26 protein-coding genes are annotated in these 25,851 nt (G+C 64.6%); 13 read left to right on the forward strand and 13 right to left on the reverse strand.

The genetic code is table 11. From position 1 onward, the window contains the following. Positions 1–2 precede the first annotated feature (2 nt). Entirely contained in the window at positions 3–506 is a 504-nt protein-coding gene (locus AB7531_RS15425) for a DUF3455 domain-containing protein (protein ID WP_231142294.1), read from the reverse strand. 98 nt (positions 507–604) lie between these two features. Next, complete coding sequence (locus AB7531_RS15430) at positions 605–1,816, reverse strand: NADP-dependent isocitrate dehydrogenase (protein ID WP_231142293.1); 1,212 nt, start codon at positions 1,814–1,816, stop codon at positions 605–607. A gap of 348 nt (positions 1,817–2,164) precedes the next feature. Here AB7531_RS15430 and AB7531_RS15435 point away from each other — a divergent pair, with 348 nt between their 5' ends. Together AB7531_RS15435 and AB7531_RS15440 are read left to right on the forward strand one after the other, a co-directional pair. Further along, complete coding sequence (locus AB7531_RS15435) at positions 2,165–3,364, forward strand: TrmJ/YjtD family RNA methyltransferase (RefSeq protein WP_231142292.1); 1,200 nt, start codon at positions 2,165–2,167, stop codon at positions 3,362–3,364. Between the two features lie 149 nt (positions 3,365–3,513). Beyond that, a complete protein-coding gene (locus AB7531_RS15440; protein ID WP_063982352.1) occupies positions 3,514–4,815 on the forward strand; it encodes a tetratricopeptide repeat protein in 1,302 nt (433 codons plus the stop codon). A gap of 142 nt (positions 4,816–4,957) precedes the next feature. On the opposite strand, the gene AB7531_RS15445 is transcribed toward AB7531_RS15440, so the two are convergent. From AB7531_RS15445 to mddA, 4 genes are all read right to left on the reverse strand, one after another. After that, on the reverse strand, positions 4,958–6,166 hold the full coding sequence (locus AB7531_RS15445; protein WP_063982353.1) for a GGDEF domain-containing protein: 1,209 nt from the start codon (positions 6,164–6,166) through the stop codon (positions 4,958–4,960). A gap of 352 nt (positions 6,167–6,518) precedes the next feature. Beyond that, complete coding sequence (locus tag AB7531_RS15450) at positions 6,519–7,274, reverse strand: hypothetical protein (protein ID WP_063982354.1); 756 nt, start codon at positions 7,272–7,274, stop codon at positions 6,519–6,521. Between the two features lie 33 nt (positions 7,275–7,307). Beyond that, positions 7,308–8,285 (reverse strand): NADPH:quinone oxidoreductase family protein, encoded by a 978-nt coding sequence (locus AB7531_RS15455; protein ID WP_063982355.1) that lies wholly within the window; start codon positions 8,283–8,285, stop codon positions 7,308–7,310. Then, complete coding sequence (gene mddA, locus AB7531_RS15460; protein ID WP_063982356.1) at positions 8,282–9,031, reverse strand: methanethiol S-methyltransferase; 750 nt, start codon at positions 9,029–9,031, stop codon at positions 8,282–8,284. The genes AB7531_RS15455 and mddA overlap by 4 nt, the downstream gene beginning before the upstream one ends. 148 nt (positions 9,032–9,179) lie before the next feature. On the opposite strand from mddA, the gene AB7531_RS15465 reads away from it, so the two are divergent. After that, complete coding sequence (locus tag AB7531_RS15465) at positions 9,180–10,748, forward strand: alpha/beta fold hydrolase (RefSeq protein WP_063982357.1); 1,569 nt, start codon at positions 9,180–9,182, stop codon at positions 10,746–10,748. Between the two features lie 88 nt (positions 10,749–10,836). After that, entirely contained in the window at positions 10,837–11,325 is a 489-nt protein-coding gene (gene cynS, locus AB7531_RS15470) for a cyanase (RefSeq protein WP_231142291.1), read from the forward strand. A 66-nt stretch (positions 11,326–11,391) separates the two neighbouring features. Here cynS and AB7531_RS15475 read toward each other — a convergent pair whose 3' ends face one another. Next, a complete protein-coding gene (locus tag AB7531_RS15475) occupies positions 11,392–11,715 on the reverse strand; it encodes a DUF1476 domain-containing protein (protein ID WP_014494124.1) in 324 nt (107 codons plus the stop codon). 320 nt (positions 11,716–12,035) lie between these two features. Between AB7531_RS15475 and purC the strand changes: the two genes are divergently transcribed. After that, positions 12,036–12,803, forward strand: coding sequence for a phosphoribosylaminoimidazolesuccinocarboxamide synthase (purC, locus tag AB7531_RS15480; protein ID WP_172782948.1), 768 nt, complete (start codon positions 12,036–12,038; stop codon positions 12,801–12,803). 12 nt (positions 12,804–12,815) lie between these two features. Continuing rightward, complete coding sequence (gene purS / locus AB7531_RS15485; RefSeq protein WP_014494125.1) at positions 12,816–13,055, forward strand: phosphoribosylformylglycinamidine synthase subunit PurS; 240 nt, start codon at positions 12,816–12,818, stop codon at positions 13,053–13,055. A gap of 13 nt (positions 13,056–13,068) precedes the next feature. Here purS and AB7531_RS15490 read toward each other — a convergent pair whose 3' ends face one another. Beyond that, positions 13,069–14,085 carry a magnesium and cobalt transport protein CorA gene (locus AB7531_RS15490; protein ID WP_063982359.1) on the reverse strand — a complete coding sequence of 339 codons (1,017 nt, stop codon included), beginning with the start codon at positions 14,083–14,085 and terminating at the stop codon, positions 13,069–13,071. A gap of 167 nt (positions 14,086–14,252) precedes the next feature. Here AB7531_RS15490 and purQ point away from each other — a divergent pair, with 167 nt between their 5' ends. From purQ to AB7531_RS15505, 3 genes are all read left to right on the forward strand, one after another. Next, positions 14,253–14,954: a phosphoribosylformylglycinamidine synthase subunit PurQ gene (gene purQ / locus AB7531_RS15495; RefSeq protein WP_063982360.1), complete on the forward strand. Its 702-nt coding sequence runs from the start codon at positions 14,253–14,255 to the stop codon at positions 14,952–14,954. Continuing rightward, complete coding sequence (locus tag AB7531_RS15500; protein ID WP_441279981.1) at positions 14,951–15,937, forward strand: tripartite tricarboxylate transporter substrate binding protein BugD; 987 nt, start codon at positions 14,951–14,953, stop codon at positions 15,935–15,937. Before purQ ends, AB7531_RS15500 begins: the two co-directional genes overlap by 4 nt. Before the next feature lie 212 nt (positions 15,938–16,149). After that, a complete protein-coding gene (locus AB7531_RS15505) occupies positions 16,150–16,887 on the forward strand; it encodes a tetratricopeptide repeat protein (RefSeq protein ID WP_063982362.1) in 738 nt (245 codons plus the stop codon). A 56-nt stretch (positions 16,888–16,943) separates the two neighbouring features. On the opposite strand, the gene AB7531_RS15510 is transcribed toward AB7531_RS15505, so the two are convergent. Then, positions 16,944–17,915: a DMT family transporter gene (locus AB7531_RS15510; RefSeq protein ID WP_063982363.1), complete on the reverse strand. Its 972-nt coding sequence runs from the start codon at positions 17,913–17,915 to the stop codon at positions 16,944–16,946. Positions 17,916–17,990: 75 nt separating this feature from the next. Continuing rightward, positions 17,991–18,470 carry a PaaI family thioesterase gene (locus tag AB7531_RS15515; protein WP_063982364.1) on the reverse strand — a complete coding sequence of 160 codons (480 nt, stop codon included), beginning with the start codon at positions 18,468–18,470 and terminating at the stop codon, positions 17,991–17,993. A 185-nt stretch (positions 18,471–18,655) separates the two neighbouring features. Here AB7531_RS15515 and purL point away from each other — a divergent pair, with 185 nt between their 5' ends. Continuing rightward, on the forward strand, positions 18,656–20,866 hold the full coding sequence (gene purL, locus AB7531_RS15520) for a phosphoribosylformylglycinamidine synthase subunit PurL (RefSeq protein ID WP_063982365.1): 2,211 nt from the start codon (positions 18,656–18,658) through the stop codon (positions 20,864–20,866). A 121-nt stretch (positions 20,867–20,987) separates the two neighbouring features. Here purL and AB7531_RS15525 read toward each other — a convergent pair whose 3' ends face one another. Continuing rightward, a complete protein-coding gene (locus AB7531_RS15525) occupies positions 20,988–22,175 on the reverse strand; it encodes an acyltransferase family protein (protein WP_063982366.1) in 1,188 nt (395 codons plus the stop codon). A 183-nt stretch (positions 22,176–22,358) separates the two neighbouring features. Between AB7531_RS15525 and AB7531_RS15530 the strand changes: the two genes are divergently transcribed. Further along, positions 22,359–22,532: a DUF1328 domain-containing protein gene (locus tag AB7531_RS15530; RefSeq protein ID WP_014494135.1), complete on the forward strand. Its 174-nt coding sequence runs from the start codon at positions 22,359–22,361 to the stop codon at positions 22,530–22,532. Between the two features lie 40 nt (positions 22,533–22,572). Here AB7531_RS15530 and AB7531_RS15535 read toward each other — a convergent pair whose 3' ends face one another. Next, positions 22,573–23,676 (reverse strand): alpha/beta fold hydrolase, encoded by a 1,104-nt coding sequence (locus tag AB7531_RS15535; RefSeq protein ID WP_063982367.1) that lies wholly within the window; start codon positions 23,674–23,676, stop codon positions 22,573–22,575. Positions 23,677–23,734: 58 nt separating this feature from the next. Further along, entirely contained in the window at positions 23,735–24,094 is a 360-nt protein-coding gene (locus AB7531_RS15540; protein ID WP_063982368.1) for a DUF427 domain-containing protein, read from the reverse strand. A gap of 179 nt (positions 24,095–24,273) precedes the next feature. On the opposite strand from AB7531_RS15540, the gene AB7531_RS15545 reads away from it, so the two are divergent. Both AB7531_RS15545 and AB7531_RS15550 read left to right on the forward strand, forming a co-directional pair. After that, positions 24,274–24,510 carry a BolA/IbaG family iron-sulfur metabolism protein gene (locus AB7531_RS15545; RefSeq protein ID WP_028147489.1) on the forward strand — a complete coding sequence of 79 codons (237 nt, stop codon included), beginning with the start codon at positions 24,274–24,276 and terminating at the stop codon, positions 24,508–24,510. A 26-nt stretch (positions 24,511–24,536) separates the two neighbouring features. Continuing rightward, positions 24,537–25,730, forward strand: coding sequence for a low temperature requirement protein A (locus tag AB7531_RS15550; RefSeq protein ID WP_063986258.1), 1,194 nt, complete (start codon positions 24,537–24,539; stop codon positions 25,728–25,730). Positions 25,731–25,851: the final 121 nt, after the last annotated feature.

Raw genomic sequence — 25,851 nt, forward strand, 5'->3', positions numbered from 1 at the left:
GGTCAGCCCTTCTTCAGGAAAATGTAGTCGGCCGAGTAGGGCGCGCTTTTGAACTCGCCGGCCTTGTCGCAAGAACCCTCGAGCTTGCCGCCGTGGGTGTTGATGCGCTGGACGGTGGTAGCAGGCGTCAGCACGCCGCTGCCGCGGCGGGAGGCGACCTCCAGCTTCAGCCAGGGGATGTCGGCGGCGGTCGCGCCCGGCGCGTTGCCGATGGCCTTGCCGACGACGGCGCTGCTGTCGGCAAGCTCCCAGTTCGGGCCGGCATAGTGCCGGCCAATGGTCTTGCCCTCGGACAGCAGCGTCGCGACCGGCTCGCGGAAAGCCCAGGCGAGCTTGCCGTCGGTTCCGGCCTTGCACTCATAGACCTGCGCGCCCTCGGCGTGGACGCTGAGCACGATAGTCTCGCCGGGAGCGGCGATCGCCTCGGGAAGTGTCTCCGCGGCGGCGGTCGGCCCGGCCATGGCGGCCAGCAGCATCAGGCAGGGGACGGCAAGCTTGATCGACATGGTCGCATCTCCGCGCGAGGGGTCTCAAAAAATGGGCCGCGCCTCGGCGCGGCCCATAATGATGTCTAACCCCGATCAGACGAAAATAATGCGCGGGCTTACGCCAACGCTTTCGTGAGATTCTCGGCGACCTTGTCGAGGAAGCCGGTGGTCGAGAGCCAGCGCTGGTCGGCGCCGACCAGGAGCGCGAGGTCCTTGGTCATGTAGCCTTCCTCGACGGTGTCGACGCAGACCTTCTCCAGGGTGCTCGCGAACTTGGCGAGCTCGGCATTGTTGTCGAGCTTGGCGCGATGCGACAGGCCGCGGGTCCAGGCGAAAATCGACGCGATCGAGTTGGTCGAGGTCTCCTTGCCCTTCTGGTGCTCGCGGTAATGGCGGGTCACCGTGCCGTGGGCGGCTTCGGCTTCCACGGTCTTGCCGTCGGGGGTGAGCAGCACCGAGGTCATCAGGCCGAGCGAGCCGTAGCCCTGCGCGACCGTATCGGACTGCACGTCGCCGTCGTAGTTCTTACAGGCCCAGACATAGCCGCCGGACCATTTCAGCGCCGAGGCCACCATGTCGTCGATCAGGCGGTGCTCGTAGGTCAGGCCCTTGGCCTCGAATTCCTTTTTGAACTCGCGGTCGTAGATGTCCTGGAAGATGTCCTTGAAGCGGCCGTCATAGACCTTGAGGATGGTGTTCTTGGTCGAGAGGTAGACCGGGTAGTTGCGCAGCAGGCCGTAGTTCAGCGAGGCGCGGGCGAAGTCGATGATGGAGTCGTCGAGATTGTACATCTCCATGGCGACACCGGCGCCGGGCGCCTTGAACACTTCCTTCTCGATGACGGTGCCGTCCTCGCCGACGAACTTCATCGACAGCGTGCCCTTGCCCGGGAACTTGATGTCGGTGGCGCGGTACTGGTCGCCATAGGCGTGGCGGCCGATGATGATTGGCTTGGTCCAGCCGGGAACCAGGCGCGGCACGTTCTTGCAGATGATCGGCTCGCGGAAGATCACGCCGCCGAGGATGTTGCGGATGGTGCCGTTCGGCGACTTCCACATCTGCTTGAGGTTGAACTCCTTCACCCGGGCCTCGTCCGGGGTGATGGTGGCGCACTTGACGCCGACGCCGACCTTCTTGATGGCTTCGGCGGCGTCGATGGTGACCTGATCGTTGGTCTCGTCGCGGTACTCCATGCCCAGGTCGAAATACAGCAGCTCGACATCAAGGTACGGGTTGATCAGCTTGTCCTTGATGTACTGCCAGATGATCCGGGTCATCTCGTCGCCATCGAGTTCGACGACGGGGTTGGACACCTTGATTTTTGCCATGATCGGGGAAGCCTCTTGGGAACGGCGCTTTGGCGCGCCACGGGAATATCCGCCGCCTCTTAGCACCGGACTGCAGCGGGCGAAAGCCAAGGGATTATGCACTTTTAGCTCATCCAGCTTGCCCAGATGGGGGGCAGGGCGGGCCCTGCCGCGGGGGCGAGCCTCAGGCTTCAGAAGAGATTCAAAAGTCGAATCCAACCCGTTATTTCCCTTGAGAATTTCGTCAGGACAGGCAAACGACAGGCGAACGGGCAGCCGGCCCCAACGGATCGGGGCAGACCGGCTTTGAATCAATTCCTGAAGAGCGCCTTGCCAAGGCCTTGAGAACCAGTGTGAAAGCGAAGCGAGATGTCGGGGACTGACAAGACCAAGGCGGGCCTTTCCCTCGACGGTCCCATCGTGATCCTGGTCGAGCCGCAGCTTGGCGAAAACATCGGCATGGCCGCGCGCGCCATGGGCAATTTTGCGCTCAGCCGATTGCGCATCGTCAATCCCCGCGACGGCTGGCCCAACATCGCCGCCCAGCGCGCCGCGGCCGGCGCCGACTATATTCTGGAAAAGGTCGAATTGTTCGACACGGTCGGCGAGGCGGTCGCAGATCTCGACCTGCTGTTCGCCACCACCGCGCGTCCCCATGACCAGGCCAAGCCGGTGGTCGGGCCGGAGGCGGCCGCGGCCGAGATCTCGGGTCACGTCGCGACCGGGGGCAAGGCCGGCATCCTGTTCGGCCGCGAGCGCTGGGGGCTGACCAACGAGGAGGTTGGGCTCTCGAATCGCATCATCACCTTCCCGGTCAATCCGGGCTTTGCCTCGCTCAACCTCGCCCAGGCCGTGCTGCTGGTCGGCTATGAATGGTTCAAGCGGGCAACGTCAGGCGAGCTGCCGCACAGCATGCCGGAGCGCTCCGAGCGCGCCTCGCAGCACCAGATGCAGGCCTTCTTCGACAACCTCATCCGCGAGCTCGACCGGGTCGAATTCCTGCGCCCGGCCGAGAAGCGCGACACCATGCTGGTCAACCTGCGCAACATCTTCAGCCGGATGGAGCCGACCAAGCAGGACATGCACACCCTGCATGGTGTGGTGATGGCGATCGCGGAAGGGCGCAAGGGCCCGGCCAAGGGCGGCGTGCTCGACGGCGAGCAGGCGACGCGGCTCCGCGCGCTGCTGGCCGAGCACGGACAGGGCGGCGGCGTGCCCGACAGCGGCTCGACGGTGCGCGGGCTCGCGCGCCTGCTCCGGCGCAACCCGACCGACGCCGAGCGCCTGCTCTGGCAGGCTCTGACCCGCGACCGCCGCTTCGCAGGAGGGTTCAAGCGCCAGACCCCGGTCGGCCGGCACATTCCCGATTTCGTCTCGTTCTCGCACCGGATCGCGATCGAACTGGTCAATCCGCACGAGAGCGAGACCATCGTCGCCGACCGCACCGCGCGGAAAGCGTGGCTGGAAGCGCGGGATTATCGGGTGATCGAGATGCGGGCCGCGGATGTGGAGCGCGATCTAGAAGCGGAGGCGGCACGGCTGCAGGCGATGATGTCGCAATCCACATAGCTTCGGGCCAGCCCGAGCCGCAGTTTGCGAACGCCGCAACCGAGGGCTGTGCAGCAGCGAGATCGGTTGCTATGACATTCCCCGCAGATTCAACCGGGGGCCCCATGATTGGAATGACAAGCCGCGCAATTGTTTGCGCGGCGATTTGTTTGGCCGCTCTTCTGTTTGTCTCTCCCGCGATCGCAGATCCCGCCTCGGACTGGAAATGCAATGCGATCACGGAAATCCCGGTCGACGAGCGGATCGCTGCCTGCACGTCTGTGCTGGAAGCTGGGAAATTCGGTCAGCAGGGCACCATCAGGGCCCGGCTCAATCGTGCCGGAGCCTATAACAAGAAGGGCGCATTCGAGCTCGCGGTTGCCGACTACAGCGAACTGATCAGGCTCTATCCCCGGAATATGCACGCCTACTACAATCGCGCATACTCACACTATCAATTGGAAGAGTTCGACCGCGCGATTGCCGACTACGGCGAGGTCATCGGGTTGAACCCCAAAGATCAGCGCGCTTACTACAGTCGCGCGGTGTCCCACTCGAAGAAGGGAGATCTCGACCTCGCTATTGCCGACTATACGAGAGCGATTGAATTGAAGCTTGATCAGTCTGTGGCTGCCAGCGGAGCTTACTCTTATGGTGGCGATCTGGCTCCAACGGCTCCCGGCCCGTCCGCTCAGTTCAATCCATTGCACATGGCGGCTTATCTGGCGCGCGGCGTTGCCAAGGGCAAAAAAGGCAATATCGACGGCGCAATCTCGGATTATGAGGGGGCGCTCGCGCTCGATCCAGGGTATCCGCCTTCGTACGTCTATCGTGCAGGCGCGTATCGGGCCAAGCAAGATCTTGCGCGCGCATTGGATGATTGCGACCGCGCGGTGGCCTTCGGGCCCAAGGACCCCAACTCGTATCTGTGCCGCAGCTTCACTTATCTGGCGATGGGGGATCCGCAGCGCGCCGTTACGGCATGCGATCTCGCGATCGAGCGTGCCCCGAAGGCGGCGAGCCCCTATCGTTCATGTGCCATGGCACACTTGCAGGCCGGCTCGCCTGGGGAGGCTATCACCTACCTCGATCGGTCAAGGGAGCTTGATCCCAGGGAGCCCTATGCCACGATCTGGCGCGAGATCGCGGGTCGGCGCGGCAATGTGCCGAGTACGCTGTCGGAGGCGACCGCCAAGCTGGACATGACCAAATGGCCTGCTCCGGTGATCCGGTTGTTGTTGGAAACGATGACGGCTGACGAACTGCTGCGCGCGGCCGACGATCCCGATCTGGTCAAGAAGAAGGGGCAAATCTGCGAGGCGAACTTTTACACTGCCGAACTCGCTTTGCAGCGCGGTGTGAAAGAGGAGGCGCGGCGACTCTTTGGTCTCGCGCTCGCCGATTGCCCGCCGACCTTCGAGGAATTCCAGGCGGCCGGCGCCGAGCTCAAGGCGCTGGAGGTGACCCCCTGACGACGTACCGACCGAACAGTCTAGTTTAATCAGCTTCGTAGGTGGGCAAAGCGAAGCGTGCCCACCATGCTTCGACCGATCAACTGAGGTGACAATGGCGGGCACGGCGCTTCGCGCCTTTGCCCACCCTACGAACTCCACCTCAGGCGGCGCTTGCGACAGGGCCCTTCGCGCCGCTCTGCTGCAGCCGACGTAACGCGGCGAGGTTGGTCTCGACCGAGGCAAGGCAGCAACGCGATTTGCCGCCTGACTTCGCCTCGTAGAGCGCGGCGTCGGCGACCGCGAGCAATTCCTCGACCTCGGCGCCATGATCAGGTGACATCGCAATGCCGACACTGGCACCGACACTGGTGCCCACCTCGCCGCCGAGCTCGTAGGAGACGGCCACCTCGCTGATCAGGCGATATCCAGTCTCCAGCGCCATGTCTGCGGTGAGGCCATCGACGAGCACGACGAATTCGTCGCCACCCATCCGGGCGACCATCGCGCCGTCCGGCAGCGCCCGGCGCACGCGGCCGGCCACGCCTTTCAGGACCGCATCGCCCGCCGCGTGTCCGAACGTGTCGTTGATCGGCTTGAAGTTGTCGAGATCCAAGAACATCACCGCGAACCGCCGTTCGGCGGAGGCCCCAAGTCTCGCGCCGAGCGCCTCGACGAAGCCCGCGCGATTGAGCAGCCCCGTGAGTGCATCATGATGCGCGCGATGGCTGTTCTCGCGTTCGGCGCGCATGGTGGTGATCAGCATCCGGTTGAGGCGGAAGGCGGCGGCCGTCATCGCGGCCAGATACATCGGCACCTGGAGGTAGACGATGTAGAACAGCGGCTCGCCGGCGAACGCAGCGCCGGGGATGATGGGACCGAGGCTCAGCAGGATCATGGTCCCGGCCAGCCGCGGCGCGCCGAAATTGCGGAAGCAGATGCCGCCGACCATCGCCGCCGCCGAGAGCGAGGCCAGCATGGCGACGACCCAGTCCCCGCTGGCCAGGCTGGCAACGACGCCAAATCCAACGCTGGCGCTCCAGGCGACCGCGAGCAGGAGATGAAGGTCGGTCGGCGTCGGGCGGTGGGCACGCGCCCTGCGATGCGCGCTGACGAGCACGGCGAGGCGGGCCAGGCAGATCGCGATCTCCATGACCAGCCAGACAATGAATGGTGCAGTCTGCTTGCGGCCAGCGATCACGGCGGCGACGGCAATGGTGTTGACGGCGCCGGCAGCAAAAACCGGCAGCGATCCATAGAGCTGGACAATGAGCGCGGCGCGGATGTCGTCGGGAACACCTAGCCCCGGCTCGGCGAGCCAGCGTGTCAGGCGCCAGCGTGGCGCACTGTAGAGTCCCTCGTCCGATTGCATTGCAGAGCGTCCCCGTATTCCGGGCGCCAACAACGATGACCGCTCCTAACAAGCCTTTTAAGACAGCCATCGATTGCCGGGCGTGCTTGACGCAAGGTAAACCGTCGCAAGCGCGGCCGCGGGCGTGCAGGAGAATGCGGATTGGTGCAGGCCGAAGGTGCGGCGACGGATGTGTTGCGTGATTAGAGGGAGGGCAAAGCGACTTGTCCGCCGTAGCTCGAAGAGCGGAGGCGGAAGCGTGCCCACCATGTCGCTCAACGGCGCTGAGATAGGAGTGGTGGGCACGGCGCTGTGCGCCTTTTGCCCACCTCGAGTTTGTACGGACATCAAAGTGGTGCTCCGCTAATCCACCCTACGAAGTACGCCCGAGCAGCACGTTGCGGTCGACTGCGATCCATGTCGTCCTCGCCACGGCCAGGAGTCTCCCGGCTTCATCGTGGAGCGCAGCCTCGGCCATGCGCTTGCGGCCGTCGCGGCCGGTTGGCCAGGCGGTGATGATGCAGCCTTCGCCGGGGCGGGGCCGAGTCTCGATGCGGGCTGACATCCGTCCGAGCAGGAGCGGGGTCTTCTCGAAGCTGCCGCTCTGCTGATCAAAATTGCAGGCAAAGCCGGTGGGGCAATCGAGCGCGGACCAGAGGAATTCGGGTGCGATGAGGTCATCCTCGGCGGCCAGGTTCTGATCCGGCATCCAGGTCGCCGCGAGAACGGGAAGCTGTCCATGACGGCTGAGCGGGCCGGCGAAGATGCGCAGGCCGTCGCCTTTCGCTCTTGCGGGACCGCAGACGAAACAGTTCGGCAGCGGATGCTCGTGCGGCTTGAACAGCGCCAGCAATTCGGCCGCGCGTGCTTCCTGCAAGCTGGCTGTCTCTACGCGCGCGAGCTCGACGCTTGCCGCTCGCCCGGTCGCGACGACCTTGGCGCCGTCGCGAAGCTCCCATGTGCCGTCGGCGGTCGCGGCCGCATCGAGGGATTTGTCGAGAGGAGGCGGGGCGCGCAGCGTCACCTCGGCGCCGCCGGAAATGTGGCGGGCCAGCCGGCCGCAGACATAGCCACCATTCCCGGAGTTCGGAGGACCGCAAAAGCGCTTGTCGATGATGATCTCGGTCATCGGTTCTGTCCTCTCTTCCTGGTCGGGCGCAGTCTACCTGATCTTGAGGACAATTCGTCCCATAACCGCGCGATTGGCGACGGCGCGCATGGCGTCGCCGGCCTTCTCCAAAGGGAGGACGCGATCGATGTGCGGGCGGATCTTTCCGTCGGCCAGCAATTGCATCAGCGTGTCATTCATGCGCGCGGCCTCCGCGGAGAATTTCTCCGCCCAGGCGCCGACAAAGACGCCGATGATGGCGTAATTTTTCAGGAGAGGCAGGTTCATCGGGATCTGTGGAATCTCGCCGCCGGTGAAGCCGATCGGCATCAGCCGTCCGTCCCATCTCATCAGCCTTGCCATCTGTTCGAAGATAGCGCCGCCGACGTTGTCGAGGCCGACATCGATGCCTGCCCCCGATGTGATCGACTTGATCCGGTTGCGCATGTCCTCGCTGCGATAGTTGATGACCTCGCTGGCGCCGTAACCGCGCACCAGGGCGGCCTTGTCGTCGGAGCCGACACCGGCGATGACGCGCAGGCCGAGATGACGCCCGAGGTCGACGGCGGCGAGGCCAACTCCGCCGGCTGCGCCGGTGACGAACAGGGTTTCGCCGCGTTGCGCCCGTGCCCGCTCGACCAGCGCATAATGGGCCGTGCCGTAATTGTGCAGCACCGTCGCCCCGGCTTCGAACGCGACCCCATCCGGCAGCCGCACGCTCTTCGATTCCTTCGCGATCATCCGTTCGGCGTAGCCGCCGGTCCAGGCACTGCACGCCACGCGATCGCCGGGGGCGAATGTCGTGACCTTGTTGCCGACCGCGACGACGACGCCGGATGCTTCGGTGCCGGGCACGAAGGGTGTCGCCGGCCGCATCTGGTAGAGGCCCGAGACCAGCAACTGGTCCATGAAGCTCACGGACGCCGCGTGGACGTCGATGAGAATCTCGTCGCCGGCAGGCCGCGGCGCATCGATCTCACCGAGGCGCAGATCCGCGGGGCCCGTGAACGAATTGCACAGAATCGCTTTCATCGGGGCGCTCCGAAAATGCGCGGCAACAGCATCGGAACGCGCCGGCGATAGTCCTGGTAGGTCGCGCCGAACTCGGCGATCAAATCCCGCTCCTCGAACTGCAGGGCGACCAGGATGTAGGCCGTGTTCGCAATCGCGAACAGAAGATGGCCGGCGGTCATCTCGGGCGTCGCCCAGAACGCGAGCAGAAAGCCGAGCATGAGCGGATGCCGCACGATCTTGTAGAGCAGCGGCGTCCGGAAGGATTGACCTGATATCTCGGCTCCGCGCAACGCGACGAGAGCCTGGCGCAGGCCGAACAGATCGGAATGATCGATCATGTAGGTCGATGCGAACGCGATCAGCCAGCCGAGCCAATGTACGCCGGTCAGGAGCCACGCCGTAATGCCGCTGGCCTGCCAGATCGGCGTCGGGATCGGACGCCACTGCCAGAACAGCAGCAGGAGGATCAGGCTGGAGAGCAGCACATAGGTGCTGCGCTGGCAGGCGATGGGAAGGCTTCCCGCCCACCATCGCTTGAATGCCGGGCGCGCCATGACGCTGTGCTGGATGGCAAACAGGCTCATCAGCAGCAGGTTGACGACGATGGCCTCACCCAAATTCGCAGGCGCGCCGACGTCGATCGACGTGTCGATTGACTTGGGCACGACATAATTGCCGACGAAACCGAGCGCGTAGAGGAATGACGCCGTGAAGACGGCGTAGCTCACGATGGCGTAGGGCAGGATTGCGAGGCGCGCGAACATGGTTTTTCCTATTGTGCCGATGGCGGCGGTGCCGCATTCAGGAACCTGAGCTGCTCGCTGGCGAGTGGGCTCGATCTGGCCTGACTGCTATCGCTGGACCGTCCCCTGCGCGTCCCCCGGGGGCGCCGGCCGGGGAGGGAGGATCTCCATGACGGCCTTTTCGCTTGTCACGTTCGGGTTCCCCGAGGTCCATGCCGACGATCGCCCGGTCAAGCTGGCCTTGCGCAAGGGGCTTGCGCTGCTGGTCTATCTCGCGGAAGCCAAAGGCCCCGTCGCGCGCGACGTCATTGCCACGCTGCTGTGGCCCGAGACGTCCCGCGAGACGGGCCTTGCACGATTGCGGCGTCTGCTTCACCGCGTCGAGCTTACGCTCGGCCAGGCGGTTTTCGAGACCGACCGCACAAGCTTGCGTTGGTCTCCGGAGGTCGAGCTGAAGATCGACTCGCATCTGTTCGAGCGCGCCTGCGATCGCGGTGCGTTTGAAGAGGCCTGCCGGATCTATCGCGGCGACTTCCTGGCGGGCTTTTCTCCGGACGACTGTCCTGAGTTCGACGATTGGGCGTTCTTTCGCCGCGAGGCGTTGCGGGGACGGCTCGTGCAGGCGCTCGAGCGTCTGGTGCAGGACAGGAATGCCGCGGGCGATCATCTCGCCGCGACACTGCATGCGGGCCGTCTGGTCGAGCTCGATCCGCTCAGCGAGGTGTATGGCCGGCACCTGATCCGCAGCCTGCTGCTGGCGGGCGACCGAAGCGCAGCGGAACGGCATCACGCGGCACTGGCGCAGCGGCTGCGCGACGAGCTTGGCGTCGCGCCGGAAGCCGAGACCGAAGCGCTCATGAGCCGCGCGGCCGCGCCGCTGCGCGATGCTCTTCCAGCGACACGCTACGTGAAGGGCGCCGGCGTGCATCTGGCCTATCAGACCTATGGCAGCGGTCCGCTCGATATCCTGGTCATGCCAGGTTTCGTGTCGCATGTGGAGCGCGCCTGGGAACATCCCGCGAGCCGGACGTTTCTGGCCTCATTGATAAGGCTTGGGCGGCTGATCGTTTTCGATCGCCGCGGCATCGGCCTGTCCGACCGGGTCGGATCGGCCCCTGGCATCGACGTCACCGCGGAAGATATCGGCACCGTGCTGCGGGCGACGGACTCGCGCCGCGTCGTGCTGTTTGGCGCATCCGAATGCGGGCCGGCCTGCATCAAATTTGCGGTCGAGGAATCCCGCCATGTGGCCGGGCTCATTCTGTTCGGCGCACTGGCCAAGGGCTGCTGGTCGGAGGACTATCCGCACGCGCTGCGAGCCAGCCAGTATGACGCCTGGAGCAAGCACCTGATTGCGCAATGGGGCGGTCCGGTCGGGATCGAAGCCTTCGCGCCGAGCCTTGCCAATGATCCGCAGGCGCGCGCCTGGTGGGCGGGGCTGTTGCGCGCGGCGTCCAGTCCCGGCGGCATCTCCGCCGTGCTCGAGGCCTTTCGCGACGCCGACGTGCGACACCTTCTGGCGCGGATTGCGGTGCCGACGCTGGTGCTGCATCGGCGGGACGACAAGGCCGTGCGGATCGCGGCCGGGCGCGACATCGCGAGCCGGATCACCGGTGCAGAATTCGTCGAGCTCGACGGCAATGACCATTGGTTCTTTGCCGGCGATCAGCAGCCGGTGCTCGAGGCGATCAAGCGGTTCACGGAGGCTTTACCGCGTGAGGGGAGGTCGAGGCGGTGACGCCTCAAGCCTCATTTACTGGCACGTTTCGTGCCTCCCAAAGCGGCACAAACGACATGACACGATGCCTGGCCAAGGAGACCCTGACATGAAACGCGAAGACCTCACCGAAAAGCTGCTCGACATCAAGCGCGAGAACGGCTGGAGCTGGAAACACATCTGCGACAAGGTCGGCGGCTATTCCGAGGTGCTGATCGTCGGTGCGATCCTCGGCCAGATGAAGCTGACGAAACCGCAGGCCGCCAATGCCGGCGAGCTGTTCGGCCTGTCGAAGGCCGAGATCGCGATGCTCAACGAGGTGCCGATGCGCGGCACCGGCACGCCGATGCCGCCGACCGATCCGTTGATCTATCGTTTCTACGAGATGGTGATGGTCAACGGTCCGGCGTGGAAGGCGCTGATCGAGGAGGAATTCGGCGACGGCATCATGTCGGCGATCGACTTCGACATGGCGATGGAGCGCGTTGCCAACCCGAAGGGCGACCGCGTCAAGATCACCATGAGCGGCAAGTTTCTGCCGTACAAATATTACGGCGCCAGCGGCAATGTGCCGGAATACGGCTTCAAGGAGGGGTGAGGGACGCGAATGGCGAATCGCGAGTAGCGAATGGGGTTCATTCGCTACTCGCCGCTCCCTATTCGCCTATTTGCCCGCCTTCACCTCGGCCGCGGCCACGGCGATCAATTCGCTCATCTTGGCGCGAATCGCCTGTTCGGTGATGGCGACGTTCTTGGCGGCGAAATCGGCCATGACCTTGCGCAGGACGTCGGCGTCGCCGGCCTCCTCGAAATCGGCCGCGACCACTTCCTTGGCGTAGGCCGTGGCGGCCTCGCCGGTGATGCCGAGCTTCTCGGCGGCCCAAAGGCCGAGCAGCCGGTTGCGGCGGGCTTCCGCCTTGAATTTCTGCTCCTCGTCGAGGGCGAACTTCTTCTCGAAGCCTTCCTCGCGCTTGTCCAAACTGCTCATGCCTTTTTCCAATTCCCTGCTGACTGGATCCGGTGGCCATCGTTGCGACGGCCCCGGCGCATGCCTAGATAGGGGGCACGAATCGGCAAAACAACGAGCCGTTAAGCCGCAGGCAAGACGGTATAAGTTGATGCCGGGCGGCCGGATCGATTGTGCTGGGACAGCCAATCGGATAGGTTGCCTGAAGGTTTGGTTCCCGTTCTGTTTCCAAGGGGTTATAGACGGGTTCCCAGCCGTTCACGGCAGCTCCGCTGTGGGTCGTAACCTGGTAACCGGAGCACACCAAATACATGGATTTCAACAAAACACGGTACATCCCCATGAGCCGTCGGCGTCGTATTTATGAAGGCAAGGCAAAGGTTCTTTACGAAGGCCCGGAGCCCGGTACCCTGATCCAGCACTTCAAGGATGACGCCACCGCGTTCAATGCGAAAAAGCATCAGGTGATCGAGGGCAAGGGTGTCCTCAACAACCGGATCTCGGAGTACCTGTTTCAGCACCTCAACGACATCGGGGTGCCGACCCATTTCATCCGCCGCCTCAACATGCGCGAGCAGTTGATTCGCGAGGTCGAGATCGTGCCGCTGGAAGTGGTGGTGCGGAACGTTGCCGCCGGCTCGCTGTCGCAGCGCCTCGGCATCGAGGAGGGCACGCAGCTGCCCCGGTCGATCATCGAATTCTACTACAAGAACGACCAGCTCAACGACCCCATGGTGTCGGAAGAGCACATCACCGCGTTCGGCTGGGCCACGCCGCAGGAGATCGACGACATCATGGCGCTCGCCATCCGTGTCAACGACTTCCTCACCGGCCTCTTCCTCGGTATCGGCATCCGCCTCGTCGACTTCAAGATGGAGTGCGGCCGGCTGTTCGAAAACGAGATGATGCGGATCATCGTCGCCGACGAGATCTCGCCGGATAGCTGCCGTCTGTGGGACATCAAGTCGAACGAGAAGCTCGACAAGGACCGTTTCCGCAGGGACCTCGGCGGCCTGCTCGAGGCCTACACCGAAGTCGCAAAACGCCTCGGCATCCTCATGGAGAATGAGCGTCCGCAGGGCACTGGCCCGGTGCTGGTGAAGAGCTAAGAGGGATTTGACGTGAAGGCACGTGTTACCGTTACCCTGAAAACGGGCATCCTCGATCCGCAGGGCAAGGCCATCGAAGGCGCGCTGAAGTCGCTCGGCGTCGACGGCGTCGCCAGCGTCCGCCAGGGCAAGGTGTTCGACATCGAGCTTGCCGGCGCCGACAAGGCCAAGGCCGAAGCGGCGCTGAAGGAGGCCGCCGACAAGCTCCTGGCGAACACCGTGATCGAGAACTATCGCGTCGAGATCGTCTAACCCGCGCGGCGCTTCACAGCCATCCGACGCGGTGGAAGCGCCAGTACAATGCGAGGCAGGCGAGCGCCATCATCCCCATGACGACGAAATAGCTGTACTCCCATTGCAGCTCGGGGATGTACTTGAAGTTCATCCCGTAGATGCCTGCGACTGCGGTGGGCACGGCGAGGATCGCCAGCCACGAGGCGAGCTTCTTGGAGACCGCGGTCTCCTGCGCCTGTCCGACCAGCAGGCTCGCCTCGAAGGCGAAGGCCAGCACCTCGCGCATGGAATCGATGCGCTCCTGGATGTTCCTGACGTGGTCGGTGACGTCGCGGAACAGCGGCTGCATCGTCGCACGCACCATCGCAAGCTCGTCATGCTCGAGGCGACGGCAGACTTCCACCAGCGGGCCGATCGCGGTCCTGAGCCGCAACAGGTCGCGGCGCAGCATGTAGAGCCGCTCGATCTGTGCCTTGCTGATCGGCTTGGAGAGCACGTCGTCCTCGATGCCCTCGACCTCCTCGTGGATGCTCTCCAGCACGGGCGAGTAGTTGTCGACGATGAAATCGAGGATGGCGTAGAGGATGTAGTCCTCGCCGCGCGCCAGCGCCCGCGGGCAGCTTTCGCAGCGTTCGCGCACCGGCGTGTAGGATGTCGAGGCGCCGTGGCGCACCGAGACCAGATAGCCTTCGCCGACGAAGATGTGCGTCTCGCCGAAGGCGATCCGGCCCTCGAGCAGTTGCGCCGTCCGCGCCACGATGAACAGGGCCTCGCCATATTGCTCGATCTTCGGCCGTTGATGGGCGTTGTTGGCGTCCTCAATGGCAAGGTCGTGCAGGTCGAACTGCTTCTGCACGGCGCCGAGCAGCGCCATGTCAGGCTCGTGCAGCCCGATCCACACCACGTGGCCGGGCTTGGCCCGCCAGCTCGAAGCCTCACTGATGGCGATATTGGCGACACGCCGGCCGTCGACATAGGCGCCGGCAGCGATGACGCCCTGAGTGGACACCGGTTCGGAGAGGGAGGCGGGCAGCGACGGGACGTTCATGGCTTCAATCCCGGGCAAGATCGTCAGGCAAAAGTGCCGTGGCTATGGCCTGTGTACAAGGCCGCCCGGCGAGGCTAGCACTGGTAAAATCCCCGTCAAATGGCTATGTCTCCTGACGAATTGGCCCTTTGGCCAGCCCGATTCCCATCACCGTCGGAACCCGAACCATGAAAGCCGCCATCCTCGTCTTTCCCGGAATCAACCGCGAGCGCGACATGGCGCGCGCCTTGAGGCTGATCTCCGGCAGCGAGCCCGCGATGGTCTGGCACGCCGAGACGTCGCTGCCCGCGGGCACCGACCTCGTCGTGGTGCCCGGCGGCTTCTCCTACGGCGACTATCTGCGCTGCGGCGCGATCGCGGCGCGGTCGCCGGTGATGGACGCGGTGCGCGACTATGCGGCCAAGGGCGGTCTCGTGCTCGGCGTCTGCAATGGTTTTCAGATCCTCTGCGAGTCCGGCCTGCTGCCCGGCGTCCTGATGCGCAACGCACGGCTGAAATTCATCTGTCACGACGTGCATCTGCGCGTCGAGCGCTCCGACACGCCGTTCACCCGCGGCTATAATGCGGGCCAGGTGATCCGCGTGCCGGTGGCGCATGGCGAGGGCAATTACGAGGCGGATGAAGAGACCATCAAGCGGCTCGAAGGCGAGGGGCGGGTGCTCTATCGCTACTGCTCGGCCGAGGGCGTGGTCGACGAGGCCCATAACATCAACGGCGCGGCGCAATCCATCGCCGGAATCGTCAACGACAGGGGCAACGTGCTCGGCATGATGCCGCACCCGGAGAACCACGTCGAAGACATCATGGGCTGCACCGATGGCCGCGGCCTGTTCGCCGGCCTCACTGCCCATCTGGAAAAGGCCGCGTGATCGCGTTCGTGGGGAAGCGGGCTCTCGCCGCGATCGCGGCGCTGTCGCTCGCGACATTTTCGCTCGCGACCGCCGCCTTCGCGCAGGATTTCCCCAAGCGCCCGATCACGATGATCGTGCCGTTCGCGGCCGGCGGCACGTCGGACGTGATCGCGCGCACGGTCGCCGAGCAGATGGGCATCGCACTCGGCCAGACCATCGTGATCGAGAACGTCGCCGGCGCCGGCGGCTCGACCGCACTGGCGCGCGCCTCCCGCGCCGAGCCTGACGGCTACACCATCGCGATCGGCAATGCCGGCACCAATGCCGCGACCTACACGATCTATCCAAAACTGCCGTTCACGCCTGAATCCTTCGTGCCTATCGCCATGGTCGCGAAGACGTTCGGTATCATCGCGCTGCGCAAGGATTTCCCGGCGAAGGACCTGAAGGAGTTCGTCGCCTACGCCAAGGCCAACCCGGGCAAGATCAATCTCGGCCGTGCCGGCGTCGGCTCGTCGAACTACCTCATCTGCAAGAGTTTTGTCACGGCCGCCGGCATCGACGCGACGCTGGTCGGCTATCGCGGCGCATCGCCCGCGCTGACGGATGCGATCGGCAGCCAGATCGACGGCGTCTGCGATGCTGCGGCCTCCGTCTCGCAGTCGATCAACGAGAAGCTGGTGAGGGGCCTCGTGGTCGGCTCGACCGTGCGGCTGGCCACGCTGCCCGATCTGCCGACGTCTGCCGAGGCGGGCCTGCCGGACTTCGAGGCGCAGGGCTGGAATGGCCTGTTCGCACCCAAGGGCACGCCGCAGGCCGTCATCGCCAAGCTGAATGCCGCCGCGCGCACGGCTGTCGAGACCGACGCGGTGAAGAAGCGTTTTGCCGACCTGTCGACCGTTGCGCCTGATGACAACGAGCATACGCCCGAGCTGCTCCAGCAACTCGTGACGCGCGACGTCGAGAAATACCGGAAGATGCTGGCGGACGACGCCAAGTAGCAGCCGCCCAAGGCACAGCAAGTCATGGCGGTTTTGGGCTTGCTGTCTCATGAACCTCAATCGCGTTTGAGACGACTGACTCCTCGTCGCCATCAAGGCGCGCGCGTCCGGGGTCGCTGATTTCCGCGCGGATGGAAGCAACTCAAAGTTGTTTCGCCGCGCGAGTTGCGATATCAGGAAGCGTGCGCTGTCGTTGTGCTCCCGGATGTCACATGCCCGTCGCTTTGGTCGTTCTGCTGCTCGATATCACACTGATTTACCACGCGTCGCGAACCGGGCGGTTGCAGCCCTGGGCCTTCATCATCCTGATGGTGCCGCTGATCGGCGCGCTCGCCTACATCGCGGTCGAACTCGTCCCTGAATGGTTTTCCAGCCCCGGTGCGCGACAGGCGCGTCAGCGCGTTGCCAATCGGCTCGATCCGGAGAAGCGTTATCGCGAGCTGTGCGACCGGCTGGCGGCCACCGACACCATCGCCAACCGTGCGGCGCTGGCCGAGGAATGCGCGAAGGTCGGCCGCTTCAGCGAGGCCGAGCAGCATTACGGTCACATCCTGAGCCTGCCGATGGGCCACGACCCCGCTTATGCCTTCGGCAAGGCGCAGGCCGAGTTTTCCGCCAAGCGTCCGGCCGATGCGCTGGCGACGCTGGACGATCTTCAGAAGCAATGGCCGGACTTCGATTCCGCCGACGCGCATCTGCTCTACGCCCGCGCGCTCGCCGAGGTCGGCCGGCTCGACGAGGCGCTGGAGGAATATCACGCCGTCGCCGGCTATTTCCCCGGCGCCGAGGCGCGGGTGCGCTACGGCATGCTGCTCCAGATGGTCGGCCGCAGCGCCGAGGCGCGCGTGGTCTTCAACGAGCTCCTGATCCAGATGCGGCGCGCACCCAAATATCTGCGCGACGCCCAGGCCGATTGGCTCTCGATCGCCGAGAAGCAGATTTCGACCTGAGCGGTCTTATTGTTTGAGCATGATCTTATCGGAAAACTGCTGCGCACTTTTCCGGATCATGCCTTGCGCAGCTTCAGCCGTTCCGCCGGCACCGTCATCGCGGCGACGCCGGCCATGACCAGCAGAAGTCCCAGCGCGAGGTTCGACGGCACGCTCTCGCCGAGCAGCAACACGGACAATCCGACGCCGATCGGAATGCGCAGATAGCCTTGTGCGTTCGTGGTCAGCGTGCCGAGCCGGCCGAGGCAGACGTAGAACAGCATCAGCCCCAGCGCGCTGGAGACGATGCCCATGACGATGGTGGCGACGATTGCCGTCGGCGTCGGATGCAGCGTCCAGGGCTGGTCGATGATCAGCGCGGGCGGCAGCAGCACGAGGCCACCGAATAGCAGCGAGCCGGTTGCGACCACCATCGGATCGTATTCGGAGAGCCGCAAGCCAAAGATGGTCGCGCAGGCAAAGGAGATGGTGGCGAGCAGGATCGCGATCTCCGCCACGATCTCGCTGCCGAAGCCGCGCAGCGCGTCCAGCCCGACGATGGCGATCGTGCCGGCGAGGCCGAGAATTGCGCCCGCGAGCTTCAGTAGCGTGGCCGGCTCGTGCCGCGTGATCAGCGACGTGATCAGGAAGGCGAAGATCGGCGTCGTCGAGGCCAGCACCACCGTGTTCGACGCCGGCACATATTGCTGCGACCAGGTGATGACCAGGAACGGAAAGGTCGAGTTGATCGGCTGCTGGACTGCGAACAGCTTCCAGGCCTTCGCATCCGTCGGGAGCTTGAGGCCGCGCATCCACAAGATCGCGAACAGGAAGGCGAACGCGATCAGCGAGCGCGCCGAGATGAAGGTGATCGGCGGGATCGTGGGAAGCGCGAGCTTGGCCAGCGGATAGGTCGAGCTCCAGCAGCAGGCGAGCGCGAACAGCAGTGCATAGTCGCGCCAGTTACGGGCGCCGACGGCGGTCATGGATTGCAATGGCGCTGACGCGGAGGGCGCTGTGTGGCCCGATCCGGATGTGCTCTGCGGCACCTTGTTCTTGCTCCCCCGCGCAAAAGCGCTTTCAGCAAGTCTGGGCGAGGGGGCGCGAAAAGGGAAGGCGTCGAGCTATGCGTTTGGCTGGAGTGCGGGCTTCCGCTTCACCCGCTTGATCGTGCCGGAGAAGGTAAACAGCGGCCGCCCGGCCGAGGTCAGCTTGCCCCGCAGGAAGATCAGCGAGCCGCCGGCGCGGGACACTTCGCCGACGCATTCGACCAGCTCGCCCTCGCGGGCCGCGTCGAGGAAATCACAGGCGAAATTCGTCGTCACGGCCGGGCCATCCAGCTCATGGGTGGCGATCGCGAACAGGCAATAGTCCGCGAACGCCATGAAGCAGCCGCCATGGACGTTTCCGGAGCCGTTGAGGTGCTTTTTCTCGACCCGGAACGCCGAGCGGACGCTGCCGTCGTCCTCGATTTTGTGCCAGAACGGGCCGATATGGCTCTCAAAACTGTCGCGAACCCAGGTCCGCCAGCCCGTGAACTCGCCATCGGTGGCGACGTGCAGGTCCGGGCGGCGGGTGGAGGGGACTTTGGTCAATTCGTGCAAGGAAATGGGCCTTCAATTACGGGTCTTTAGTCCTTAAATCCGATCCGTCAGCGCCTTGCAATTCCCGTTCCCGCCGACCGCCTGCCCGCAAAACGTGGGACAGCGGGAAAATGCGCCATAAAGGGCTTTTCGTAGGCCCCCGATCTTCCTAAGAACGGCAAAACGCCGCCGAAAGCCCCGAATCCATGAAGAACGAACCCAAGATCACCCCCGAACTGGTTGCCGCCCACGGGCTCAAGCCCGACGAGTACGAGCGCATCCTGAAGCTGATCGGGCGGGAGCCGACCTTCACCGAGCTCGGCATCTTCTCGGCGATGTGGAACGAGCACTGCTCGTACAAATCCTCGCGCATCCATCTGCGCGGCCTGCCGACCAAGGCGCCCTGGGTGATCCAGGGCCCCGGCGAGAATGCCGGCGTGATCGACATCGGCGACGGCCAGGCCGTGGTCTTCAAGATGGAGAGCCACAACCACCCGAGCTACATCGAGCCCTATCAGGGCGCGACCACCGGCGTCGGCGGCATTCTGCGCGACGTCTTCACCATGGGCGCGCGTCCTATCGCCTGCCTCAATGCGCTGAGCTTCGGCGCGCCCGAGCATACCAGGACACGGCATCTCGTCTCCGGCGTCGTCGCCGGCGTCGGCGGCTATGGCAATTCCTTCGGCGTGCCGACGGTCGGCGGCCAGGTGCGCTTTCACACCCGCTATGACGGCAACATCCTCGTCAACGCAATGGCGGTCGGCCTCGCCGATGCCGACAAGATTTTCTATGCTGCCGCCTCCGGCGTGAACATGCCGATCGTCTATCTCGGCTCCAAGACGGGGCGCGATGGCATCCACGGCGCCTCGATGGCGTCGGCCGAGTTCGACGACAAGTCCGAGGAGAAGCGCCCCACCGTGCAGGTCGGCGATCCCTTCGCCGAAAAACTGCTGCTCGAGGCCTGCCTCGAGATCATGGAGAAGGGCTGCGTCATCGCGATCCAGGACATGGGCGCGGCCGGCCTGACCTGCTCGGCGGTCGAGATGGGCGCCAAGGGCGACCTCGGCGTCGACCTCGATCTCGACGCGGTGCCGACCCGCGAGACCGGCATGAGCGCCTACGAGATGATGCTCTCGGAAAGCCAGGAGCGCATGCTCATGGTGCTCAAGCCCGAGAAGGAAAAGGAAGCCGAGGCGATCTTCAAGAAGTGGGGGCTCGACTTTGCGGTCGTCGGCTACACCACGCCGAGCAAGCGTTTCGTCGTCAAGCATGGCGGCGACGTCATGGCCGACCTGCCGATCAAGGAGCTCGGTGACGAGGCGCCGCTCTACGACCGTCCGCACGTTCCCTCCGCCGCGCTGCCTGTGGTGCACGCGCGCGAGGTGCCGGCGCCGATGGGCGTCGGTGCCGCGCTGGAGAAGCTCATCGGCACGCCCGACATGTGCAGCAAGCGCTGGGTCTGGGAGCAGTACGACCACGTCATCCTCGGCAACACCTTGCAGCGTCCCGGCGGCGACGCCGCCGTCGTGCGCGTGCAGGACGGGCCGAAGGGGCTGGCGCTGACCGTCGACGTGACACCGCGCTATTGCGAGGCCGATCCGTTCGAGGGCGGCAAGCAGGCGGTGGCGGAAGCCTGGCGCAACATCACCGCAGTCGGCGGCAAGCCGCTCGCGATCACCGACAATCTCAATTTCGGCAACCCTGAACGGCCCGAGATCATGGGCCAGTTCGTCGGCTGCCTGAAGGGCATCTCGGAAGCCTGCCGCACGCTCGACTTCCCGGTCGTGTCCGGCAACGTCTCGCTCTACAACGAGACCAACGGCCGCGCGATCCTGCCGACACCTTCGATCGGCGGCGTCGGCCTGCTCGACGATTTCACCAAGTCCGCTTCGCTGGCCTTCAAGGCCGAGGGCGAGGCGATCCTCCTGGTCGGCGAAACCCACGGCTGGCTCGGCCAGTCGGTCTACCTGCGCGACATCTGTGGTCGCGAGGAGGGCGCGCCGCCGCCGGTCGACCTCGCGGCCGAGAAGCGCAACGGCGATTGCGTGCGCGGCATGATCCATGCGGGCACCGCGACCGCGGTGCACGATCTCTCCGACGGTGGCCTCCTGATCGCGCTCGCCGAAATGGCAATGGCCAGCGGCATCGGCGCAAAACTGCTGGCGGCGCCGACGTCGCTCGTCTCGCAGGCCTATTGGTTCGGCGAGGACCAGGCGCGCTATCTCGTCACCGTGCCGGAAGCGGAAGCCGGCCGCGTGCTGGCCAAGATGCGCGGATGCGAGGTGCCCTGCGTGCGCATCGGCACCACCGGCGGCGATGCGATCGCGATCGCGGGCGAGGCGCCGGTCACGATCGATAGCCTGCGGAAATCGTTCGAGCGCTGGCTGCCGGAATATATGAGCGGGAAGGCGGCGTAAGGCGCCGCCACACACTCCGTCATTGCGAGGAGCAAAGCGACGAAGCAATCCAGACTGTCTCCGCGGAGAGACTCTGGATTGCTTCGCTACGCTCGCAATGACGGGCGGAGAGACCTCGGCCTTACAAAACGTGTGACGCGCCCGGAATCTTCCGCAACATTGCCGTCAGTCCCCAGCTCAGCAACACCGTGAGCACGAAGCCGATCGCGGCCTTGAAGATCGCAGGCCACGAATAGTCGAACAGCGCATACTGGATCCACAGCGCGATCGGGTAGTGCACCAGGAACATGCCGTAGGCGTCCGCCTGCATGCGGTCGAGCAGGTTCGGCCCCGGCGACTTCTGGTGCAGGAAGAAGGCGAGGATCGCGAGCAGGATCGCGGCCGAGAACAGCACGACGAACGTGCCGTAGATCGCCTGATACCAGTCCGGCAGCACGTTGGGATTCCCGAGGATTGCGCGCTTGATGTAGATCATGCACCACATCAGGCAGTAGGGGACCAGCGTGGCGATCACCCATATCCATCGGTTCTTCGGCAACTGCCCTTCGGCGCTGAGGATACCGCGATCGAAGTTGGCGGCACCGACGCTGACGCCAATGAAGAAATAGGCGAAGTAGAGCAGGACGCGGCTCGCCTGCACCGAAAACGGTCCGAACTCGAACCATTTGTTGGCCCCGAAATGGACCAGCGCGGGCACGTAGACGACGGCAGTGACGACGGCCAGCAGCAGCCAGAACACGGCCGGCTGGTCAAAACCGCGCAGCGAAACGCGGTTGACCGGATCGACCAGGTGGGCTGAGACCCGGTAGAGCAGGCTCGCGGTCAGGTCGAACGCCAGCAGCACCCACACGAACCAGATCGGCCCGCTCGGCCACGGCCCGACGGTGATCGTCTTCCACCAGAACGAAGCGAAGGTCAGCTCGGGATCGTGCCGCAGCGCGATCGCGTAATAGGCGATCGGGATGACCGTGAAGGCCGCGATCACGAACGGCAGCCCGAGCCGCAACAGGCGGTCGCGCAGGAAAACCTGTGGCGCCTTGCGCGCGATGCCGGACCACGTGAACAGTCCCGACAGGAAGAAGAACATCGCCATGAAGAAGCTGTCGGTGCAGAGCACGACGACGTCGAAGCCGATCCAGGACGCCGGGTCGGTGTGACCGAAATAGGTGTAGGGAATGACGGCGTGGTGCAGCAGCACCACCAGCGTGAGGAAGGTGCGGGTCCGATCGAGCGACAGATTGCGCGTCTTGGCTTTCGGCGCGGCGTGCGCCTCCGCGCCGATCGTCGCGGAATGTGACATCGTCATCATGGTCGCCCCGATTGCGCTCCTGCCCTGGCCGGACTGTGCCGCCGGGAACCGGATTCAGCAAGCGCAGTTTGTGCCGCGCCTTGCCCGCGGAGTGCCCCGAGGAACCAGTTCCGCGCAGCGAAGTTAGCGTTCGCGAATAGGTTGAGGGCCGCAAAACATGCGGCATTTTAGTCGGAGTTGGTTATGACGATCCTGAAATGGGCGCTGATCTTTCTCTTGATCTCGATCGTGGCCGGCGTGCTCGGCTTCACCGGCCTCTCGGCCGCCTCGGCCGATGTCGCCCGCTTCCTGTTCTATATCTTCGTCGTGATCTTCCTGGTGCTGCTGATACTGGGGCTCACGATCTTCAGGGCGTAGCCGGGCTGCCGCTCGAATCGCGGGGCCGGGGCGCCGGCCCTCAATTGCCTGCGAATGGCATGACGCGGGCCATCAGCTCAGCCAGGAACTCATCAGGACGATCGAACGGAATGAAATGATCGCCGCCGCGAACCCACACAAACTCCTTATGCGGGGCCGTGATCTCCTTGAAATATTGCTCGGCGGGTTCGCCCGGCGTCACGCCGTCCGCGTCGCCCTCAATGAAGAACATGGGGATCGAAGATCTGAATCCCATCGAGGCCATGTCGCTCTGAAACATCGGCCCGTTCCGTCCGGTCAGATATTTGGCTGAGAAGGCGACGCCCTTGCGCCAGTTGTACAAGTCGAGCAGCGAGACATCCGGCATGAAGAGCGGCGGGATGGGGCCGGCGAGCTGGAAGCCGCCGGCGGGCGGCAGACCCAGCGCGTTGCTCCATCTGTCCGCAATCAGGCGATTTTCCGGGGTGAGGGTCGGCTGCGAAGCGACCGGCGCCAATTCCGCCAGGGCTTCACGATTGTTGGCGGATGCCGCAAGCCGTTGCAGGCGCGCGATCGTGAGCTCGAATGCCTTCTCGAAGGTCGTCCTGCCAACCACCTGGCCCGTGCCGACATAGGCCGAGAACAGGTCCGGGCGTTGCTTCACCATGTGAATTCCCAGGAACGAGCCCCACGAATGCCCGACCAGGACGATCCTGTCCTTGTGCAGATGCGTGCGCAGATGCTCGGCCAGCTCGACGCCATCCTGCGTCATGCGCTCCAGCGTCATGGTTGGCGCCAGCGTGTCTCCGGCGGCGCCATACGTGCGGCCGGTGCCGCGCTGGTCCCATTGCACGATGGTGAAGTGCTTTTCCCAGGGGCGCCAACCCGACGACATTGGCCAGCTGGAGCCTCCGGGCCCGCCATGGACGAACAGGAGGACCGGGTTATCCCGATCCTCGCCGCGGATTTGAATCCATTGCTTGATTCCGCCGATGTCGACGAACCCTCCTTCCTGCACGCCCTTCGGTGATCGGATCGCGAGGGTTTCGGCAGCAAGATGCTGGCGATAGGCGCGAAAACCCAGTCCGGCGGCGGTCACCACGATGAGGATACCGGCCACGCCCAGCAACGAGACCCCAATCAGTCTTGCGGCTTTGCGCGGCATCTTGAGCCTTGTGTCGACTGAGAGGAAGCGACCTGCGATCGCCCCCGGCGCGATGAGCCTAGCCCAGCTCCTCGATCTTCACCTTGTCCGGATAGAAGGCCAGATGGCCGGAAATCTCCGTCATCGCGGGGAAGGGAGTCTCGTAGGTCCAGATCGCGTTGTCCAGCGTCTTGCCGTCGGCCTTGACGCTGTAATAGCTCGCGTCCCCTTTGTAGGGGCAATGGGTGACGCGGTCGGTGCGCTCCAGCACCGCCATGTTGGCGTCCTCCCGCGGCACATATTGCACCGCCGGATATTTGGCCTCCTTCAAGATCAGTGCCTTGCTGGTCTCGGCGATCACGATGTCGCCGGCCGTGACGCGGACGCGTCGGGGATTTTGGGTAATGGTGATGGGGTGGTCGGGCCCTGGAAGCTTCATGATTTCACGCCTTTTCGATCAATCTTGCGCGCGCGGCACTTTGTCGTGCCTTTATCCGGATGGGATCAGGGATATAGTGCCGGAATGCGTGACGTAGAAGGCCGTTCACGCTAAGTTTGGCCCTGCCGGTCCGGGGACCCCGGCAAGCGATTCGAAGCCGAGACAGGAGCAAGACCCGAATGCCCATGGACGCCCACGATATCGAGGCGATGATCAAGGCAGCGATCCCCGATGCCGAGGTGACGATCCGTGACCTCGCCGGCGATGGCGACCACTATGCCGCGACCGTGATCTCGGAATCCTTCCGCGGCAAGTCCCGCGTCCAGCAGCACCAGATCGTCTATCAGTCCTTGCAAGGCCAGATGGGCGGCGTGCTGCATGCGCTGGCGCTGCAAACCGGGGTACCGGGGGCCTGATCTGATCGCGTGACGGGGGGATGACGATGGCTGCGGACAATCCTCGCGGCGCGATGTTTCGCGTCATCGCTCCGAACCAGCACAGCCGCGTCACCAATGCCGAGCTGTTCTTCGACCTCGTCTTCGTCTTCGCCGTCACGCAGGTCTCGCATACGCTGCTGCACCATTTCACCCCGCTCGGCGCGGTGCACGTCACGGTGCTGTTCCTCGCGGTGTGGTGGGTGTGGGTCTACACCGCCTGGGTCACCAACTGGCTCAATCCCGAGCTGACCCCGGTCCGCATCCTGATCTTCCTGATGATGCTGGGCGGCCTCGTGCTGTCGACGACGATCCCGACCGCGTTCGAGGGGCGGGGCCTGTGGTTTGCGATCGCCTACGCGACCATGCAGGTCGGACGCACCGCCTTCTGGCTGTTCGCGACCCCGCGCCATCGAACGGCCGTCCGGCACAACGCGATCCGCATTCTGGTCTGGCTCTCTGGCTCCGCGATCTTCTGGATCCTCGGCGGTCTCGCCCATGACGAGGCGCGGCTGTGGTTCTGGATCGCGGCGCTCGCGATCGAATACGTCTCGCCCGCGGTGCGCTTCTGGGTCCCGAAGCTCGGCTTCTCGTCGGTGGAGGCCTGGGCCGTCGAAGGCGGGCACATGGCCGAGCGCTGCGCCGGCTTCATCATCATCGCGCTCGGCGAGGCCGTCGTCGTCAACGGTGCCACCTTCGCCGAGCTGGAGTGGACCGCGGAAAACATCCTGGCCTTCATCTCCGCGCTCACCGGCGCCATCGCGATGTGGTGGATCTATTTCCACAAGGGCGCGGAAGCCGGCTCCGAGCGCATCTCGAAGTCCGCGGAATCCGGCCGGCTGGCGCGGCTCGCCTACACCTATCTGCACATGCCGATCGTCGCCGGCATCATCCTGACCGCGGTGTCGGACGAGCTGGTGCTGAAGCATCCGACCGGCCATTCCGACATCAGGACCATCGTGAGCACGGTCGGTGGTCCCTTGGTGTTCCTGGTCGGCACCATCCTGTTCAAGCACGCGATCCGCGGCTTCCTCCAGCTCTCCCACGGCATCGGCATCATCCTGCTACTGGTGCTGTGGTGGTTCGCCGCCGATCTCTCGCCGCTCTGGCTGTCGGTCGCGTCGACCGTGATCATGATCGTGGTCGCGGTCTGGGAGTCGATGTCGCTGGGGTCGAAGCCGGAGGAGGCAGAGCAGCATTGAATTTGGAGCGGTCTGAGCGAGCGCCTCGACCTTCGAGACGACCGCTGCGCGGTCTCCTCAGGATGAGGCTAATCGGCATAGGCGCCCGTTGAAACTGTTGCCGCGCGCTCCGTCCTCATCC

Origin of the sequence: Bradyrhizobium sp. 63_E2_N1_3 (genome assembly GCF_052076005.1) — a bacterium.
GTDB classification, from domain to species: domain Bacteria; phylum Pseudomonadota; class Alphaproteobacteria; order Rhizobiales; family Xanthobacteraceae; genus Bradyrhizobium; species Bradyrhizobium barranii.